The 16,312-nt window shown below is 70.1% G+C and carries 15 protein-coding genes; 6 read left to right on the forward strand and 9 right to left on the reverse strand.

What is annotated here, in order from left to right; translation table 11 throughout:
* Positions 1-11: 11 nt before the first annotated feature.
* Positions 12-248, reverse strand: coding sequence for a hypothetical protein (locus AB0C84_RS02625; protein ID WP_361060418.1), 237 nt, complete (start codon positions 246-248; stop codon positions 12-14).
* 220 nt (positions 249-468) lie between these two features.
* Positions 469-1,647 (reverse strand): hypothetical protein, encoded by a 1,179-nt coding sequence (locus AB0C84_RS02630; protein ID WP_361060420.1) that lies wholly within the window; start codon positions 1,645-1,647, stop codon positions 469-471.
* Positions 1,648-1,948: 301 nt separating this feature from the next.
* On the opposite strand from AB0C84_RS02630, the gene AB0C84_RS02635 reads away from it, so the two are divergent.
* Complete coding sequence (locus AB0C84_RS02635) at positions 1,949-3,439, forward strand: hypothetical protein (RefSeq protein WP_361060422.1); 1,491 nt, start codon at positions 1,949-1,951, stop codon at positions 3,437-3,439.
* A 37-nt stretch (positions 3,440-3,476) separates the two neighbouring features.
* On the opposite strand, the gene AB0C84_RS02640 is transcribed toward AB0C84_RS02635, so the two are convergent.
* The 4 genes from AB0C84_RS02640 to AB0C84_RS02655 all read right to left on the reverse strand — a co-directional run bounded on the left by AB0C84_RS02640 (position 3,477) and on the right by AB0C84_RS02655 (position 8,841).
* Positions 3,477-4,886, reverse strand: coding sequence for a dihydrolipoamide acetyltransferase family protein (locus AB0C84_RS02640; protein ID WP_361060425.1), 1,410 nt, complete (start codon positions 4,884-4,886; stop codon positions 3,477-3,479).
* A gap of 5 nt (positions 4,887-4,891) precedes the next feature.
* Positions 4,892-5,875, reverse strand: a complete 984-nt coding sequence (locus AB0C84_RS02645) for an alpha-ketoacid dehydrogenase subunit beta (RefSeq protein WP_361060427.1) — start codon at positions 5,873-5,875, stop codon at positions 4,892-4,894.
* On the reverse strand, positions 5,872-7,005 hold the full coding sequence (pdhA, locus tag AB0C84_RS02650; protein WP_258944353.1) for a pyruvate dehydrogenase (acetyl-transferring) E1 component subunit alpha: 1,134 nt from the start codon (positions 7,003-7,005) through the stop codon (positions 5,872-5,874). Before pdhA ends, AB0C84_RS02645 begins: the two co-directional genes overlap by 4 nt.
* A 216-nt stretch (positions 7,006-7,221) precedes the next feature.
* Positions 7,222-8,841 carry a hypothetical protein gene (locus tag AB0C84_RS02655; RefSeq protein ID WP_361060429.1) on the reverse strand — a complete coding sequence of 540 codons (1,620 nt, stop codon included), beginning with the start codon at positions 8,839-8,841 and terminating at the stop codon, positions 7,222-7,224.
* 95 nt (positions 8,842-8,936) lie between these two features.
* On the opposite strand from AB0C84_RS02655, the gene purS reads away from it, so the two are divergent.
* The 4 genes from purS (at position 8,937) to purL (ending at position 14,073) form a co-directional block, all read left to right on the forward strand.
* Positions 8,937-9,179 (forward strand): phosphoribosylformylglycinamidine synthase subunit PurS, encoded by a 243-nt coding sequence (purS, locus tag AB0C84_RS02660; RefSeq protein WP_089315160.1) that lies wholly within the window; start codon positions 8,937-8,939, stop codon positions 9,177-9,179.
* A gap of 225 nt (positions 9,180-9,404) precedes the next feature.
* Positions 9,405-9,845, forward strand: coding sequence for an ATP-binding protein (locus AB0C84_RS02665; protein ID WP_218905489.1), 441 nt, complete (start codon positions 9,405-9,407; stop codon positions 9,843-9,845).
* A 101-nt stretch (positions 9,846-9,946) separates the two neighbouring features.
* Positions 9,947-10,627, forward strand: coding sequence for a phosphoribosylformylglycinamidine synthase subunit PurQ (gene purQ, locus AB0C84_RS02670; protein WP_258944351.1), 681 nt, complete (start codon positions 9,947-9,949; stop codon positions 10,625-10,627).
* A gap of 1,151 nt (positions 10,628-11,778) precedes the next feature.
* Entirely contained in the window at positions 11,779-14,073 is a 2,295-nt protein-coding gene (gene purL / locus AB0C84_RS02675) for a phosphoribosylformylglycinamidine synthase subunit PurL (protein WP_339156736.1), read from the forward strand.
* A gap of 59 nt (positions 14,074-14,132) precedes the next feature.
* Here purL and AB0C84_RS02680 read toward each other — a convergent pair whose 3' ends face one another.
* Positions 14,133-14,312 carry a DUF1737 domain-containing protein gene (locus AB0C84_RS02680; protein ID WP_179844830.1) on the reverse strand — a complete coding sequence of 60 codons (180 nt, stop codon included), beginning with the start codon at positions 14,310-14,312 and terminating at the stop codon, positions 14,133-14,135.
* A gap of 310 nt (positions 14,313-14,622) precedes the next feature.
* Here AB0C84_RS02680 and AB0C84_RS02685 point away from each other — a divergent pair, with 310 nt between their 5' ends.
* Positions 14,623-14,904: a hypothetical protein gene (locus AB0C84_RS02685; protein WP_361060432.1), complete on the forward strand. Its 282-nt coding sequence runs from the start codon at positions 14,623-14,625 to the stop codon at positions 14,902-14,904.
* Positions 14,905-15,129: 225 nt separating this feature from the next.
* On the opposite strand, the gene AB0C84_RS02690 is transcribed toward AB0C84_RS02685, so the two are convergent.
* Together AB0C84_RS02690 and AB0C84_RS02695 are read right to left on the reverse strand one after the other, a co-directional pair.
* Positions 15,130-16,005 (reverse strand): IS3 family transposase, encoded by an 876-nt coding sequence (locus AB0C84_RS02690; protein ID WP_361060812.1) that lies wholly within the window; start codon positions 16,003-16,005, stop codon positions 15,130-15,132.
* Entirely contained in the window at positions 16,002-16,289 is a 288-nt protein-coding gene (locus AB0C84_RS02695; RefSeq protein ID WP_361060434.1) for a transposase, read from the reverse strand. Before AB0C84_RS02695 ends, AB0C84_RS02690 begins: the two co-directional genes overlap by 4 nt.
* Between the last annotated feature and the right edge of the window lie 23 nt (positions 16,290-16,312).

The following is a 16,312-nucleotide window of genomic DNA, read 5'->3' on the forward strand; positions in this document are numbered from 1 at the left end:
CGGTCACGGCACTAGCAGGAGCCGCTCCGGCACGCCTCCAGACGCTCCTCGCCGAAGTCCTCGGCGACCTCGCGCACCTCCTCGTCGAGGCTTTCGCCGGCGCGTGCGCACAGCTCCTGGAGTGCTTCGTGCAGGCCCAGATGGTCGAGGAGCTCGGCCATGCGTCGATAGCCGTCGGCTTCGTCTTCAATCTCGAGCAGGCGCCAGACGGCCGGCGGGACGATCTCCTTCGCCTCTGACCAGGCCAACCTTCCCAGCAGGTTACGGATCAGAAGGGTGTAACGGACTCGCAGGGCCTGGCCGAGCAGGTCATCGATTCTTATTTCTCGCTCACTCCAAAACGGTGTCCCGGTGGAGAGGCTTCGAGCCTTTCTACCGGGACACCGCGGACGGCGGGGAGACTGAGCCTCTCCCCGGCAATTCGTACGGATCATGCGAAACCGTACAAACTGAGCCGACCGGCTTGGATCACACGTAGCCGACCGGCCTTCTCAGGCGCTCGATCGTCCCGCGTAGAGATCGCCATGTGACGATCTCCGCCTTGGGCTTCTTCGCGAGAAGGGCCGCCACGGCTGCGATCACGCTGATCCAGGTCATCCCGATGACCTGCCATGCCGTCGGGATCTTCTGCTCCATGATCAGGTCGACCAGCAGGCCGAGCAGCGGAATGACGCTCCACAGGATCGTGTAGACGGCGTCTCCGAGGGCCCTCCTTGCCCGGGAGTGCAGGTACCTGGGTACGACCACGGTCATCAGCGCCGTGCAGAGCAGCGCCAAGAGGACCTCCCGGGACCAGCCGACCGACGAAACCTCGCCCGCCAGCGTCGCCCACACGCCGAGACCGACCACGCCCAGGCTCGTGCCCAGTGCCTGGAACTGGTCTGCCTCCGCGCCGCCCCGCTCGATGAAACCCTGGGACAGTGCCATGTAGACGAGGCCGGAGAGAGCCGATCCGATGGACCAGATGACTCCCCACGGGCTCGCCGTGATGTGCCATGCCTCGATGGATACGGCGAGGCCCAGCACGATGAGCAGCGGCACCAGCATCGCCGCGAACCGCTGCCCCGTCTTCCAGACCCCTGTCGAGTAGGTCATGGTCGAGACGGCGAACGTGATCGCGTTGATGGTGGCGAGGGCCGTCCCCGGCGCCATCATCGCCAACACGATCAATCCCCGGCCCGCGATATTGCAGCCGGCGAAGGCGATGACGGCCGTCACGGTCTTCCAGGTGAACAGGAGCCGCACGGGCCGCGGCTCCTCGGGGCGGTAGGGACCCGGTACCTGGAGGCTGAACACCACCAGCAGAGCCGCCAGCACGGTGCCGTACTCGGCCATCGTGAGGATGAGGACGACCGTCGTGAACACGATGGTCGCCTTCACGGCTCGCCGGGTGTACCGGAACCGCTGGGACCGCGACTTCAAGGGGCGGAAAAGCCCCAGGATCTGGAGCCTGTACGCCACCAGTAGCATGATCACCGCGCCGATGCCGTACTCGGCCGTCGCGACGACCAGGGCCGACATCGTGATGCTCTCGAGCAGGTAGTTCTTGAAGATCGATCGCCCGAACAGCTTCGAGGAACCTTCGACGAGGGTGAGACCCGCGCCCAAGGCCATGTTCTCCGGCCTCGCGGCCGGCTTCTTCTCCATTGTTCTGATCCCCTCAGACAGGCGCGCAAGAGGATCAGCCGTGAGCCGGTCCCCTGGAGATCGCGCCGATGGATGCGACGAGACTCCGCAGAACCGGAAAATTCTTCTGGTTTGTGAAGTTCAGGTGATCATATGCTCGACCTGCGGCGAATGGCAGTGTTCCAGCCCTCCCGGCCGACGGGATGCCATCGGGCGCCAGGGGTGCCGGCGGCCGCGGAGCGCTGGGGTTATGGCGGGGGGTGGTGCGGTTTACTACTGTTGCCCGCGTCCCTCGCCCGTCCCCCTTCCGAGCGGATGAACGATGCGTGCGCTCCCCCTCGCCGTTTCTTGTATCGGCCTGTTGCTCGTGGCCGGATGCGCCGATGCCGACCGGGCCGAGAAGGTCGCTCCGCCGACGGTTCGCGCGGGCGCCGCTCTGCCCACCGTGCAACCTCCGGGCGCGTACGCCAAGGAGGGGTGGTTCGGCGGCGCGGACGGTCTGCACGCGCGGGTGGCCATCAGGGGCGTCGAGCGGCAGGCCGCCAAGTCGGTGCTGCGCTACAGCGTGACGTCGCTGGACTCGTCGGTGAAGTCCGTTCCGTTCGAGATCGCGCTGCTCGACGTGGCCGGGCGTCGGCTCTACAAGCCGACCGGCACCACCAGCGGCTCCGGTTTCGCGCCCGGGACGACCCGCGAGATGTCCGCCGACTATCCGCCGATCCCGGCGACCGTCCAGAAGGTCACCGCGATCACGCCCGGGACGGCCGGCGAGTTCACCGGCATCCCGGTGAACTCCGTGTCGACGACGCCGTCGGCGCCGGGGACGCCGCCCTCCTCGTCCGCGCCGCCGAGCGGGTCGGTGCCGTCTTCTCCGTCGGCGTCCTCTACTCCGTCGGTCGGGGCCGAGCCGCAGGTCGGGGCCGAGCCGTTCATGGCAGGCGCGCCGTCCCCGATCACGACCTCCCCGTCGGCCACCTCCTCCCCGCCCAGCAGCACGCCTGGCGGGAACCCCGTCGACCTTTACGACATCGTCGAGGGGGAGAACCGGACCGTCTCGTCCAGCGGATCGAGTGTCACGGTCAGCTTGCGCAGCGATGCCCTGTTCGAGAGTAGTTCGGGCAAACTGTCGAGTCGGGGCAAGGCCGTTCTGGGGGACCTCGCCCAGGAGATCAAGGCCAAGGCGGCGGGTGCGCTCGCATTCGACGGGCATGCCGGTGACGCGAAGCTTTCCGGGGAGCGGGCCCAGGCCGTACTGGACGAGGTGAAGGGCAAGGTCGGTGCCGGGTTCACCTATGCGGCCAACGGCAAGCAGGACGGTGACGGCGTCGACGTCACCTACCAGCTCAAGTCGAGCGCGTCAGGTTCTGTCCAGCCGGCCTCTTTCCGTGTGCGGGACGGTCAGAAAGTGGCGTCCCGCACGGCTCCCTTTGGCGCAGCCAAGCGGCGCCTTGAGGTCAAACCCTTCTACCGGGACGGCGCCTACATCGTCGCCGTATTCGACATCGTGAACGAGGGGCCTGGGACCACTCCGCCGGACGCCTCCTACCCGAACCCGAGTTATCCAGGCGGAGTGTTCGGAGCGTTCTCGATCCAGGTGCCGGGCAAGAAGGACGTCTATCGCGCCGTGCGTGTAGGCCCTTCGACGCCGGGCCGTCCCACCAACTACGTCGACGCCGGACGGGCCGTCTTCCGCACCGCCGTCAACGAGCCCGTCCGAGGCTTCGTCTACCTTCCCGCCCCGCCCGGCAACGTCACGTCCGTGACCTTCGACGCCGGGCCTTTCGGCAAGGTCGAGAAGGTTCCCGTCTCCTGAATGGGGGTCGGCCCAGGGCCGACCCCCACGGAAACCGTCAGCGGCTCCAGGCGAGCATGCGGATCGGGTCTTCGAGCATGTCCCCGACGTCGCGCAGGACGCGGGAGCCCAGTTCGCCGTCCACCATGCGGTGGTCGAACGAGAGCGCCAGCGTGGTCACCTTGCGGATCGCGAGCTCGCCCTCGTGTACCCACGGCATGTCCCGGACCTGGCCGAACGCCAGGATCGCGGCCTCGCCCGGGGTGAGGATCGGAGTCCCGGCGTCCACCCCGAACACGCCGACGTTCGTGATCGTGATCGTTCCGTCGGACAGGTCGGCGGGGGACGCCTTGCCCGCGCGGGCCTTCGCCGCCAGCTCGTTCAGGGCGCGAGCGAGGCCCGGCAGGTCGAGCTCGTGCGCGTCCTTCACCTTGGGGACGATGAGGCCGCGCTCGGTCGCCGCGGCGATCCCCAGGTTCACGTAGCGCTTGACGACGATTTCCGCGCCGTCGGGGCCTTCCGCCCACGTGGAGTTCACCATCGGGTTGCGCGCCACCGCGGTGAGCAGCGCGCGCGCCACGAGCAGTAGCGGCGACACCTTCACGTCCGCGAACTCGGGAAGCTCGCGGAGCCGTTTCACGGTCTCCATCGTCCGCGTCACGTCCACCTGGAGGAACTCGGTGACGTGCGGGGCGGTGAACGCCGAACCGGACACCGCCGCGGCGGTCGCCTTGCGGACGCCCTTGACGGGGATCCGTTCCTCGCGCGGGCCCGCCTGGACGGGCGCGGCGGGGGCCTCGCCCCCGGCCTGCGCGGTGAGGACGTCCTCGCGCGTGATCGATCCCTGCGGGCCCGACCCCGTGATGGACGCGAGGTCCACTCCGAGATCCTTGGCCAGCTTCCGGACGGGCGGCTTGGCCAGCGGCAACCCGTTCCCAGAGGGGCTCGGACGGGGCGTGGGCGGCGCCTGCGGGGCGGGCGCGGGCGCCGGTGCGGGCGCGGGCGGAGCCGCGGACGCCGCTGGGCCCGCGCCGTTGGCGGACTTGCGGGGACGGCGCTTGGTCGTCCCCTCCTTGACGCCGTAGCCGACCAGGACGGGCGTGCGCTTCGGCGGCTCCTGCGGCGACACCATGCCGGGCTCGTTGACGGTCGGGACGCCCTCCTCCCGGAGCGCGGCCGCCTGCGCCGGGGGCTCGGACACCGGCGTCGCCACGCCGCCCTCGCCGCCGGGGTCCACCGCGATGATCGGGACGCCGACGTCCACGGTCTGCCCCTCGGTGACCAGCAGCTCGGTCACCACGCCCTCGAACGGGCAGGGCAGCTCCACGATCGCCTTCGCCGTCTCGATCTCGACGATGGTCTGGTTCACCTCGACGGTGTCGCCGGGCTGGACGTGCCACTTGACGATCTCGGCCTCGGTCAGGCCCTCGCCCACGTCCGGCAGTTTGAACAGTTTCGGCTGGCTCACCGGCGTCACCACGCGAAGGTCCGGTCGACCGCGTCCAGGATGCGGTCGAGGTCGGGCAGGTAATGGTCCTCGATGCGGGACGGCGGGTACGGGGTGGAGAACCCGCCGACGCGCAGCACCGGCGACTCCAGCCGGTAGAAGCACTTCTCGGTGATCCGGGCGGCCAGCTCGGCGCCGTACCCGTTGAAGACCGGGGCCTCGTGGACGACGACGCAGCGTCCCGTCCGGTTCACCGAGTCGGTCACCGTGCCGATGTCGAGGGGGTTCAGCGAGCGCAGGTCGATGACCTCCAGCTGCCGTCCCTCCTCGGCGGCGGCCCCGGCGGCCTCCAGGCACGTCTTCACGGCCGGCCCGTAGGCCAGGAGCGTCGCGTGCTCGCCCGGCCGCACGACCGCGGCCCGGTGCAGCGGCGTCCAGTCGGCCGCGCCCGAGTCGGTGTCGACCTCCGCCTTGTCCCAGTACCGGCGCTTCGGCTCGAAGAAGATCACCGGGTCGGGGGAGGCGACCGCCTGCTGGATCATCGAGTAGGCGTCCAGCGGGTTCGAGCACGCCACCACGCGCAGCCCGGCGGTGTGGGTGAAGTACGCCTCGGGCGACTCGGAGTGGTGCTCGACCGCGCCGATGCCGCCGCCGCACGGGATCCGGACGACGACCGGCAGCTCCAGCGCGCCGAGCGAGCGCATCCGCATCTTCGCCAGCTGCGTGATGATCTGGTCGGCGGCGGGGAACACGAACCCGTCGAACTGGATCTCCACCACGGGCCGGTAGCCGCGCAGCGCCAGCCCGATCGCCGTCCCGACGATGCCGGACTCGGCGAGCGGGGTGTCGATGACCCGCTCCTCGCCGAAGTCCTTCTGCAGGCCGTCGGTGATGCGGAAGACGCCGCCGAGCTTGCCGACGTCCTCGCCCATGACCAGGACCTTCGGGTCGTTCTCCATGGCCTTGCGCAGGCCCGCGTTGAGGGCCTTGCCGAGGGTCAGGGTGCTCACTTCGCCGCCTCCTCCTCGAACGACGCCAGGTAGGCGGCGAACTGCTCCTGCTCCTCGGTCATCAGGGGGTGCTCTTCCCCGTACACGTGGTCGAACATCGACAGCGGCTCCGGGTCGGGGAGCGCCAGGCACGCCTCACGCAGCTCCCTGGTGATCTGCTTGGCCTCGTCCTCGATCTTCTGGAAGAACCCCGCGTCCGCCAGGTCGCCGCGCACCAGATACGCCTTGACGCGCTCGATGGGGTCCTTGAGCTTCCACGCCTCCTCTTCGGCCTTCAGCCGGTAGCGCGTGGGGTCGTCGGTCGTGGTGTGGGCGCCCATCCGGTACGTGTACGCCTCGACGAGCGTGGGGCCCTGCCCTGTCCTGGCGTTCTCCAGGGCCTTCTTGGTGACGGCCAAGCAGGCGAACACATCGTTGCCGTCCACGCGGATGCCCGGGAACCCGAAACCCTGCGCGCGCTTATAGAGGGGGATCCTGGACTGCCGTTCGAGGGGCTCGGAGATGGCCCACTGGTTGTTCTGGCAGAAGAACACGATCGGCGCGTTAAAGACCGAGGCGAAAACGAAGGATTCGTTCACGTCGCCTTGGGAGGTCGCTCCGTCCCCGAAGTAGGCGATCGTGGCGCCGGCCGACGGGGTGCCGAGCACGCCGTCCCTCTGGACGCCCATCGCGTACCCGGTCGCGTGCAGCGTCTGGCTGCCGATCACGACGGTGTACAGGTGGAAGCCGTGCTCCTTCGGGTCCCATCCGCCGTGGTTGATGCCCCGGAACATGCCGAGGAGCTTGAGCGGTTCCACGTCCCGGCACCAGGCGACGCCGTGCTCGCGGTACGTGGGGAAGACCATGTCGTTGGCGGACGCCGCCCGCCCGGAGCCGATCTGCGCCGCCTCCTGTCCGAGCAGGGACGCCCAGAGGCCGAGCTCGCCCTGCCGGGTGAGCGCCACCGCCTCCTGGTCGATGCGCCGCACGATCACCAGGTCGCGGTACAGGCCGCGCACGTCCTCGGCGCTGAGTTCCAGGGGGTAGTCCGGATGCTCGACGCGCTCGCCCTCGGGCGTGAGCAGCTGGACGAGTTCGGGCTCGGCGACCTTCGGGGTGTCGGGCGCGCCGCGCACGGAGTCGATCGTCATCGATGACACTCCTCGTTCGGGGCCGTCACGCGGGGTCGCCGCGCGGCCGGCCGATGTCGACGGCCCCGTCCCCGGTAAGGGACAAAAGCCGCAATGCCATCGTGGCAGACATCACACCCTGCGATGCAAGCCCCCGCCACCGCGATGCGAGTCCTCCACCGGAGGTCCTACCCCCGGCCCTACCCCGCGACCCGGACGTGACGCACGTTACGTCCGCTATTCCCGGGAGAGCGCCCGCGTGGCGCCGGCCGCGACCGTCAGGCCGAGGAGCAGCCCCCCGGCGACGATGAAGTTGGCGATCCACTGGTAGACGCCCTTGGGCGCGAACTCCATCTCCTGGCCGAGGCTGCCGATCGGCAGGAGGAGGTCGAGCGTGTAGAAGAACGCGTTGAAGTGCGGCTTGTGGCCGTCGTCCAGGACGTCGGGCCGGTGGATCGAGAAGACGATCGTCCCGAAGGCGAGCAGCCCCACCAGCCAGCTCGCGGCGCGGAACGGGCGGTAGCCGTAGCCGACCAGCCCGTCCTGGAACCAGCCGACGATCTTGCGGGGGACGCCCTGCGTCCTGCGCCGGTCCCGGGCCTTGGCGAGCAGGACGGAGCGCCCGTCGGCGTCCAGGCCGAGGGAGCGGTAGGTCTGCGCGAGCCGCTCGTAGGGCTGCGGGGCGTAGCCGTCGGTGTCGCGGCGCAGCCACGCCAGCCGCTCCCGGGCGGTGAGCGGCGGTTCGAGGGTCTCGTACTGGAGCCCGTCGAGCTGGAGGTGCTCCGGCCACGACGCGGCGTCGTCGCGCAGCAGGTTGATGCGCGCGTAGGACAGGTCCGCCGTCCCCTTGATCGGCTCGGCGGTGCGCAGCAGGAGCTCCTCGGCCTGGAGGCGCTGCAGGCCGAGCGCCGTCCCCTCGTCGTGGAGCAGGCGGGCGTCGCGCAGGCTGAGCTGCCCGGTGACGCGGGCCCCGGAGAAGCTGACGGCGCCGATGGCGGTGAACCCGTCCGAGCAGTAGATGTCGGTCTCCACGGCCAGGTCGTCGGCGTTCAGAGCGGTCCGCTTGGGAGCGGACAGGCGGGCGCCGACGAAGGACAGGTAGCCGCCGACGCGGGCGCCGCGGAGCCGGATCTCGCCCTCGGCGGTGAACCCGCCGTCGCAGAACACGTTCGCGGCCACGTCCAGGCGGCTGGCGTACAGGGCGGCGCCGGACGGGTTGTACAGCCGCGCGCCCCGGAAGATCAGCTGGCCGCCGACGCGGGCCCCCGGCAGCCGGACCTCGCCGTTGGCGGCGAACCCCTGGTCGCAGTAGACGTTCGCCTCGACCGAGAGGCGGTCGGCGAGCATCGCGTCCCCGCCCGGGTTGGACAGGTGCACGCCCGACATGTTGAGGATGCCGGTGATGTTCGCGCCGTCCAGCCACAGGCCGCCGTTGATGCGGCTGCCCTCCAGCCACAGGTGGCCGTCCACCCGCGTGCCGGAGGCGATCAGGCCGGGCAGCCGGCAGCGCATCAGGTGGACGCTGTTCATGCTCGCCCAGTACAGGTGCGGCGCCTCGTCGAAGTCGCAGCCGGTGAGCGCCAGCGGGACGTGGACCTCCGCGTGCCCGAGGTTCAGCGAGCCGGTGATGCGGGCGCCGCCGAGCCGCACGGCGGCGACCTGGCCGGGCTCGGGCTCCACCGCCCCGACGAGCAGCGCGACGAGGACCTCCGCCCTGACCATCCGGTCCCGCCCCCACCGGTCCGACCGCGTGATGTCGTCCATCGCCTGGTCGCCGGACGACAGGTCGACGGATTCGCCCTTGGGGAACGCCTCCCACAGGCGGCGTTCCACGGGCGTGAGGTCCTCGATGTTCATCGGCAGGCTCCGGGGGTGCTGATGGCTCGTGATGGGCCATGGTGCCGTACGCTTCAGGATCGTAAGCAAAAGCGCAGATCAGTGAGGGGGCGACCGTGGCGCGTGTCGTCGTGGACGTCATGCTCAAGCCGGAGATCCTCGACCCGCAGGGTCAGGCGATCGCCCGCAAGCTGCCGCAGATGGGGTTCGACGGGGTCGTGGCCGTCCGGCAGGGCAAGCGGTTCGAGGTGGAGCTGGAGGGGGACGCCGACGAGGCGGCCCTGGAGAAGGTCGGCAAGATCGCCGAGACGCTGCTGGCGAATCCGGTCATCGAGAACTACGAGGTTCACGTTCTGTAACCGTCCGGTGCGTGGCCGGGACCGGCCTCGCGGCCGGGGCCGGCGGCAGAACGCCGCTCGGTTCTCGGTCGTGACATGGCCCGTTCCAAATGGCGGACCCGCGACTGTGGCGATTACGGAAGATTCCTCCGGGGAACTGTTAGCTGCGTTGAGTCGTCGAGCACGCTCCGGGACCGGGGGCACGGTCGGGACGCCCGGAGCATGACACGAGGTGTCCGGGTGGATATGAGGTTCTCGCTCGCGCTGCCGCGCGACGCGCTGAGCATCCCGGTGGTCCGGCGGGTGACGGGCGAGGCCCTGCGGGGGCTCGGCGTCGCCGAGGACTGCGTCGACGACCTGCTGGTCGCGATCTCCGAGGCGTGCACGAACGTCATCGAGCACGCCCGCGCGAACGGCGACTACGAGGTGACCGGGCACGTGGACGACGGCACCTGCATGCTCAAGATCATGGACTGGGGCCGCGGCCTGCGGTCCGCCCCGCCGGAGCCGGAGGCCCTGAGCGAGTCGGGACGCGGGATCAAGCTGATGCGCGCCCTGGTGGACGACCTGGACATCGACTCCGCACCCGACCGGGGCACCGTCGTTCACCTGCGAAAGCGGCTGACCTGGAGGGACGGGGCCCTGGTACGGCGCCTCGACCGCAGCCTCATTCCCAACGCCGGGTAGATTGGGACCTGCGCGCGGGGGAATGCGACGCGCATCGGGGTTGATCGGCGGAGGAGATCCCGATCGTCTCGGCCGCACCTCATTTCGGAGGAACAGAACAGATGGACGCTGCCCGGGTTGGGATCATCACCTTCCCAGGTTCCCTTGACGACAAGGACGCCGCACGCGCGGTGCGGCTGGCCGGCGCTGAGCCGGTCGCCCTCTGGCACGGCGACCATGACCTGCGGGGGGTCGACGCCGTCGTCCTGCCAGGCGGGTTCTCGTACGGGGACTACCTGAGGGCCGGGGCGATCGCCCGGTTCGCGCCGCTGATGGCCGAGGTCGTGGCCGCCGCAGGCGACGGCCTGCCGGTCCTCGGCATCTGCAACGGGTTCCAGGTGCTGTGCGAGTCGCACCTGCTGCCCGGCGCGCTGCTCCCGAACGCGGGGCTGCACTTCGTCTGCCGCGACCAGCGACTGCGCGTCGAGAACGCCGAGACCGCCTGGACCTCCGAGTACAACGAGGGCCAGGAACTGGTGATCCCGGTGAAGAACCGGGACGGCCGCTACACCGCCGACCGGGAGACGCTGATCGAACTGGCCGACTCCGGCCGCATCGTCGCCCGCTACCTCGACCTGAACCCGAACGGCTCCCTGGACGACATCGCCGGGATCTGCAACGAGGCCGGCAACGTGGTCGGGCTCATGCCCCATCCCGAGCACGCCGTCGAGTCGCTGACCGGGCCGTCCACCGACGGGCTCGGCTTCTTCACCTCGATCGTCAAGAGACTGGTCAACGCATGAGTGAGCAACGGCCCCACGCTTCCGGAAGGGCTACCCGAGACGAAGACGAGCCCTCGATGGAGTGGCTCGGCGAGCTCAAGTCCGACGCGGACGACCCGGAGCTCCAGCCCATCAACCCCGCAGTGACACAGGGGTTCAAGGCCATCCTCGAAGAGGACCAGCCTCCCGCTCTGCCCGGCTCCCAGGACCCGGCCGCCGAACCGGTCCCCGGGCCCTTCACCGGCCCCATCCCGGTGCTGAACGACGAAGAGCCCGTCCAAGGCCCCGCGCCTTCCGAGCAGGTGCCCGAGGAGTTCACGCGCGCTCTGGAAGAGGAGCGCTCTGGCGGCGACCCCACGTCCACCGTCGCGGACCCGACGCTCACCGCGCCCGACCTGAGCGCCTTCGCGGCACCGCCGCCTCCCCGGGGCACGGGATCCGGCCCGCAGCGCGTAGCCGGTTCCGGCACGGGCCCGCAGCCCGCGGTGGGCCACGGCACGGGCCCTCAGCCCGCGGTGGGCCACGGCACGGGCCCTCAGCCAGCCGGAGGCCACGGCACGGGCCCTCAGCCCGCCGTAGGCCACGGCACGGGCCCTCAGCCGGCCGTAGGCCAGGGGACGGGCCCTCAGCCCGCCGTGGGTACCGGTACGGGCCCGCAGCCGGCCGTTCGCCCGGGCAGTGGCCCGCAGCCTCTCATCGACCTGAACTCGGGCCCGCTGTCCCAAGGCCCCAGCACCGGCCCCCAGCCTCCGGTAAGCCGCGGCACAGGCCCGCAGCCAGCCGGAGGCCACGGAACGGGCCCTCAGCCTGCCGTGGGTACCGGTACGGGCCCGCTGCCCGCTGTTGGACGCGGGACGGGCCCCCAGCCCACCGTGCGCCCGGGGACCGGCCCGCTGCCCGCCGTCGGACGGGGAACGGGTCCTCAGCCAACGGTCGGCCGTGGCACGGGCCCGCTGCCCGCCGTCCGCCCGGGAACGGGCCCGCTGCCTAGGATCAGCCCAGGAACGGGTCCTCTGCCCGCCGTCGGCTCCGGCACCGGCCCGCAGCCCGCCGTAGGACGCGGAACGGGCCCGCAGCCCGCCATCGGCTCTGGAACGGGCCCCCAGCCCGCCGTAGGACGGGGAACGGGTCCGCTGCCCGCCGTCGGACGCGGCACCGGCCCGCAGCCCGCCATCGAGGCGCCCGCGCACTACGACCAGGGCACCGACACGGTCGCCGTCGCCGCCGCGTCTCCCGAGCGTCCGCAGCCGTACGCCGAGCTGGGGATGAACGAGGAGGAGTACCAGCGCGTCCGCAACATCCTGGGACGCCGGCCCACCTCGGCCGAGCTGGCGATCTACTCCGTCATGTGGAGCGAGCACTGCTCCTACAAGAGCTCCAAGGTGCACCTGCGCCAGTTCGGCGACAAGGCCCCGAAGACCGACAAGCTCCTCGTCGGCATGGGCGAGAACGCCGGTGTCGTGGACATCGGCCAGGGCTGGGCGGTCACCTTCAAGGTGGAGTCGCACAACCACCCGTCCTACGTCGAGCCGTACCAGGGCGCCGCTACCGGTGTCGGCGGGATCGTCCGCGACATCATGTCGATGGGGGCGCGCCCCATCGCCGTCATGGACTCGCTGCGATTCGGCCCGGCCGACGCCGCCGACACCCAGCGCGTCCTGCCCGGCGTCGTCGCCGGCGTGGGCGGTTACGGCAACTCCCTGGGCCTGCCCAACATCGGCGGCGAGACGGTGTTCGACGCCTGCTACGAGCAGAACCCGCTCGTGAACGCGCTGTGCGTCGGCGTGATGAAGCACGAGGACATCAAGCGCGCGGTGGCCCCCGGCCCCGGCAACCAGGTGATCCTGTTCGGTGCCCTGACCGGCCCGGACGGCATCGGCGGCGCGTCCGTGCTCGCCTCGGCCACCTTCGACGAGGAGTCGCACCAGAAGCGGCCGTCGGTCCAGGTGGGCGACCCGTTCATGGAGAAGCTGCTCATCGAGTGCTGCCTGGAGCTGTTCCGCGAGGACCTCGTGGTCGGCATCCAGGACCTCGGCGCCGCCGGGGTGTCGTGCGCGACGACGGAGCTGGCCGCGGCCGGCACCGGCGGCATGCACGTCGACCTCGACACCGTCCCGCTCCGCGACGAGACGCTCCGCCCTGAGGAGATCCTCATGAGCGAGTCGCAGGAGCGCATGATGGCGGTGGTGGAGCCCGCCAAGGTCGAGCGCTTCATGGAGATCTGCGCGCGCTGGGAGATCCCGGCCACCGTGATCGGGACGGTCACCGACACGCGCCGGCTGGTCATGACGTGGCGCGGCGAGACGATCGTCGACATCCCGCCGGTCACGGCCGCCGACGAGGGCCCCGTCTACAACCGTCCGCTGGCGCCGCCGCACGACCTCGGCGCCATGCAGTCCGACACCCCGGGCCGGCTCACCCGCCCGTCCAACGGCGACGAGCTGCGCCGGACCGTCCTGTGGCTCGCCGGGTCCCCGAACCTCGCAGGCAAGACGTGGGTGACGTCCCAGTACGACCGGTACGTCCTGGGCAACACCGTCATGGCGATGCCCGAGAACGCCGGCGTGGTCCGCATCGACGACGAGTCGGGCCTCGGCATCGCGCTGTCCCTGGACGGCAACGGCCGCTACACCCGGCTCGACCCGTACGCGGGCGCGCAGCTCGCCCTGTCCGAGGCGTTCCGCAACGTCGCCGCGACCGGCGCGCGGCCCCTGGCCGTGACCAACTGCCTGAACTTCGGCTCCCCGGAGGACCCGGGCGTCATGTGGCAGTTCGCGCAGGCCGTCACGGGTCTGGCGGACGGCTGCCAGTACCTCGGCATCCCGGTGACGGGCGGCAACGTCAGCTTCTACAACCAGACGGGCGACACGCCGATCAACCCGACCCCGGTCATCGGCGTCCTCGGCGTCCACGACGACGTGCGCCGCCGGGTGAACATGTCGCTGACCACCGACGGCGCCACGATCGCCCTCCTCGGCGAGACCCGCGAGGAGTTCGGCGGCTCGGAATGGGCGCACGTCGTCTACGGCCACCTGGGCGGCCTGCCGCCGCTGGTCGACCTGAAGGCCGAGGCGGCACTGGCGTCGGTGATGGTCGCGGCCGTCCGGGACGGCCTGGTCAACGCCGTGCACGACCTCTCCGACGGCGGCCTCTCACAGACGCTGGTGGAGTCGTGTCTGCGCGGCGGCCTCGGCGCCCGCATCACCCTGCACGGCGACCCGTTCGTCTCGCTGTTCAGCGAGTCGGTGGCCCGCGCCATGGTCGTCGTCCGTCCGGGCGCCGAGTCACGCCTCGCGGCCCTGTGCGAGTCGGCGGGCGTCCCGGTCAGCCAGATCGGCGTGGCGGGCGGCGATTCCCTGCAGGTGACGGGTCGCGGCCCCGAAGGCGACCAGCAGGAGCTGTTCAGCATCGGTCTCTCCGAACTCCGCGAGGCCCACGAAAGAATGCTCCCCTCCTACGCCGACTGACCCGAGCATCGAAGGGCGCCCCCGAACCGGGGGCGCCCTTCGCATGTCAACGCAGGCCTCTAGTCCTGGCGACGGGTGAGCGCCTGAGCGACGACGACCCGATCTCCGTTGAACGTCACCGACGGAGACCCGTGCAGCTCATAGCCAAGGTCGAGCGCCTCACTGACCCGCCAGCAGAACGTCTCGTCATCCGGCCCGGTCAAAACCCGATACCGCGGCAGCTCCCGCTTCTCACCCATGCCCAGACCCTAACGGCATGACCCATTGGGGCCAGAGGGGCCGGGTTCAGGAGCCTCGCGGCCGCAGCCGGCGCGCTGCGCCCACGGATACCGCCGTGACCTGGCGCTGTCGCCCCGTGACGACTCCCACCGTCTCCCAAGAGGGCGAATCCTTGTGCCCCCACCGGCGGCCCCTCTGTTCGGTTTCCTGGTGCCGTCCTGCGCTTGCCGGAGGCAGGTGCGGCGGGACGGTCTTTCTCCGGAAACACAAATGAGACCGGTGATGCGACCTCGTGGTCGCAACACCCCTAGTTGTCAGGGGAGAAACCTGATGAATGCCCTGCGCACGACGATCGCCAGCTGGCTCTGCGCGCTGATCCGACTGCTCGACCCGTCCCGCAAGTTCGTCTCGGAACCGCCCCGCACGCTCGTCGTCCACACGACCTGCGGGAACGCGGCGCGGATCGAGGAGGTCGCTCTGGAGCGGGCGCGAGCCTGCCTCGGGGAGGACGGCACGTACACGATCGTGCCCGGCTACACGATCACGCCGGACGTGTACATGCGCGAGTTCACCGGCAAGTTCACCGCCAAGGTGACCGTGCTGGAAGGCTGATCTGGCGGCCCGGGCTCGACGCGTCGCCGCGTGAGCCCTCAACTGCGGTGGCTCTCCCTTGACCGGGAGGGCCGCCGGCTTTTTCTCCCACACCGTCCTGCAGTCGGCCGCCGTGCTCACTCGGCTGATGTCTACGCTTCTCGCATGGTGTTCGCATTCACCGCTCGCGCCGCCGCAGCGGAAGTGAGGTTCCCCCCGTAGCACGGACAGCTGGCGTGAGATGGGTCAGGTGGCCGTAGTCGAGCAGCGGTGTCGTTCCTCGTAGTCCACCGGACTGAGCATTCCGAGGCTGGAATGCCTTCTGAACGGGTTATACCAGCACTCGATCCATTCAAACACCGCGGCTGCGAGCTCGGCTCTTGTTTGCCATTTCCGGGTGTCGAGGAGTTCGAGCTGCATCGAGCCCCAGAACGACTCCATCATGGCATTGTCGTAGCAGTCGCCGACCGTGCCCATCGAGCCGAGGAGACCGGCGGCCCGGAGCCGCTTCCCGAACGTCCAGGACGTGAACTGCGTCCCATGGTCTGAGTGCAGAATCGTGGCGTCCTTGGCGGGCTTTCGGCGGGCGACTGCGGCAGCCATCGCATCGACCACGAGTTTGGCGGTCTGGCGGATGTCGATGGAATGGCCGATGATGCGGCGGGAAAAGCAGTCCAGCACGGCCGCGCAGTACAGCTTCCCCTCGCCGGCCGGATGCTCGGTGATGTCGGTGACCCACAGCACGTCGGGCGCCTGGACGTCGAAGGCCCGCTTCACCAGGTCCTCCTCGGTCGGCTCGTTGACCAGGTTGCGGCGCCCCTTGCGCCGGAAGATCCCCTGGATCCCGGCTTCGCGCATCAGCCGCTCGACCCGTTTGCGGCTCACCCGCTCGCCCCGTCCCAGCGTCAACTCGGCGTGCACCCGCGGCGAGCCGTAGCTCTGACGTGACTCTTCATGGATTTCTCTGATCATTTTCACCAGCTCGGTGTTGCGTTGCTCCCGAATCGAGGCGGGCCTGCCGAACCAGTCGCTGTAACCGGACCGGGAAACTCCTAACACTCGGCAGGCCACCGCGACGGGAATGTCGTTCTCGGCAAGTTCACGGACCAGCGAGTACCTTATTTTGGGAGCACGTTCTCGCGAGCGAAGTAGGCCGCTGCCCGCTTGAGAATCTCGTTCTCCAACTCCAGTTGCCGGGCCTTTCGGCGCAGCTCGACCAACTCTTTCTGCTCGCCGGCACTCAGACCGTCGAGATGGCCTTCTTCGACGTCGGCCTGCCGGACCCAGTTGCGCAGGCACGACTGGCTGATACCCAGACTCTTGGCCAGCGCGGTGACCGACTTGTCGCCGGTCCGGGCCAGCTCGACGGCGCGACGCCGGAACTCGGGCGGGTGAGGTGGTGGCACGAGACACTTCCTTACCAAGTTGA

Origin of the sequence: Actinomadura sp. NPDC048955 (assembly GCF_040649435.1) — a bacterium.
Classification (GTDB): Bacteria; Actinomycetota; Actinomycetes; order Streptosporangiales; family Streptosporangiaceae; genus Spirillospora; species Spirillospora luteofluorescens.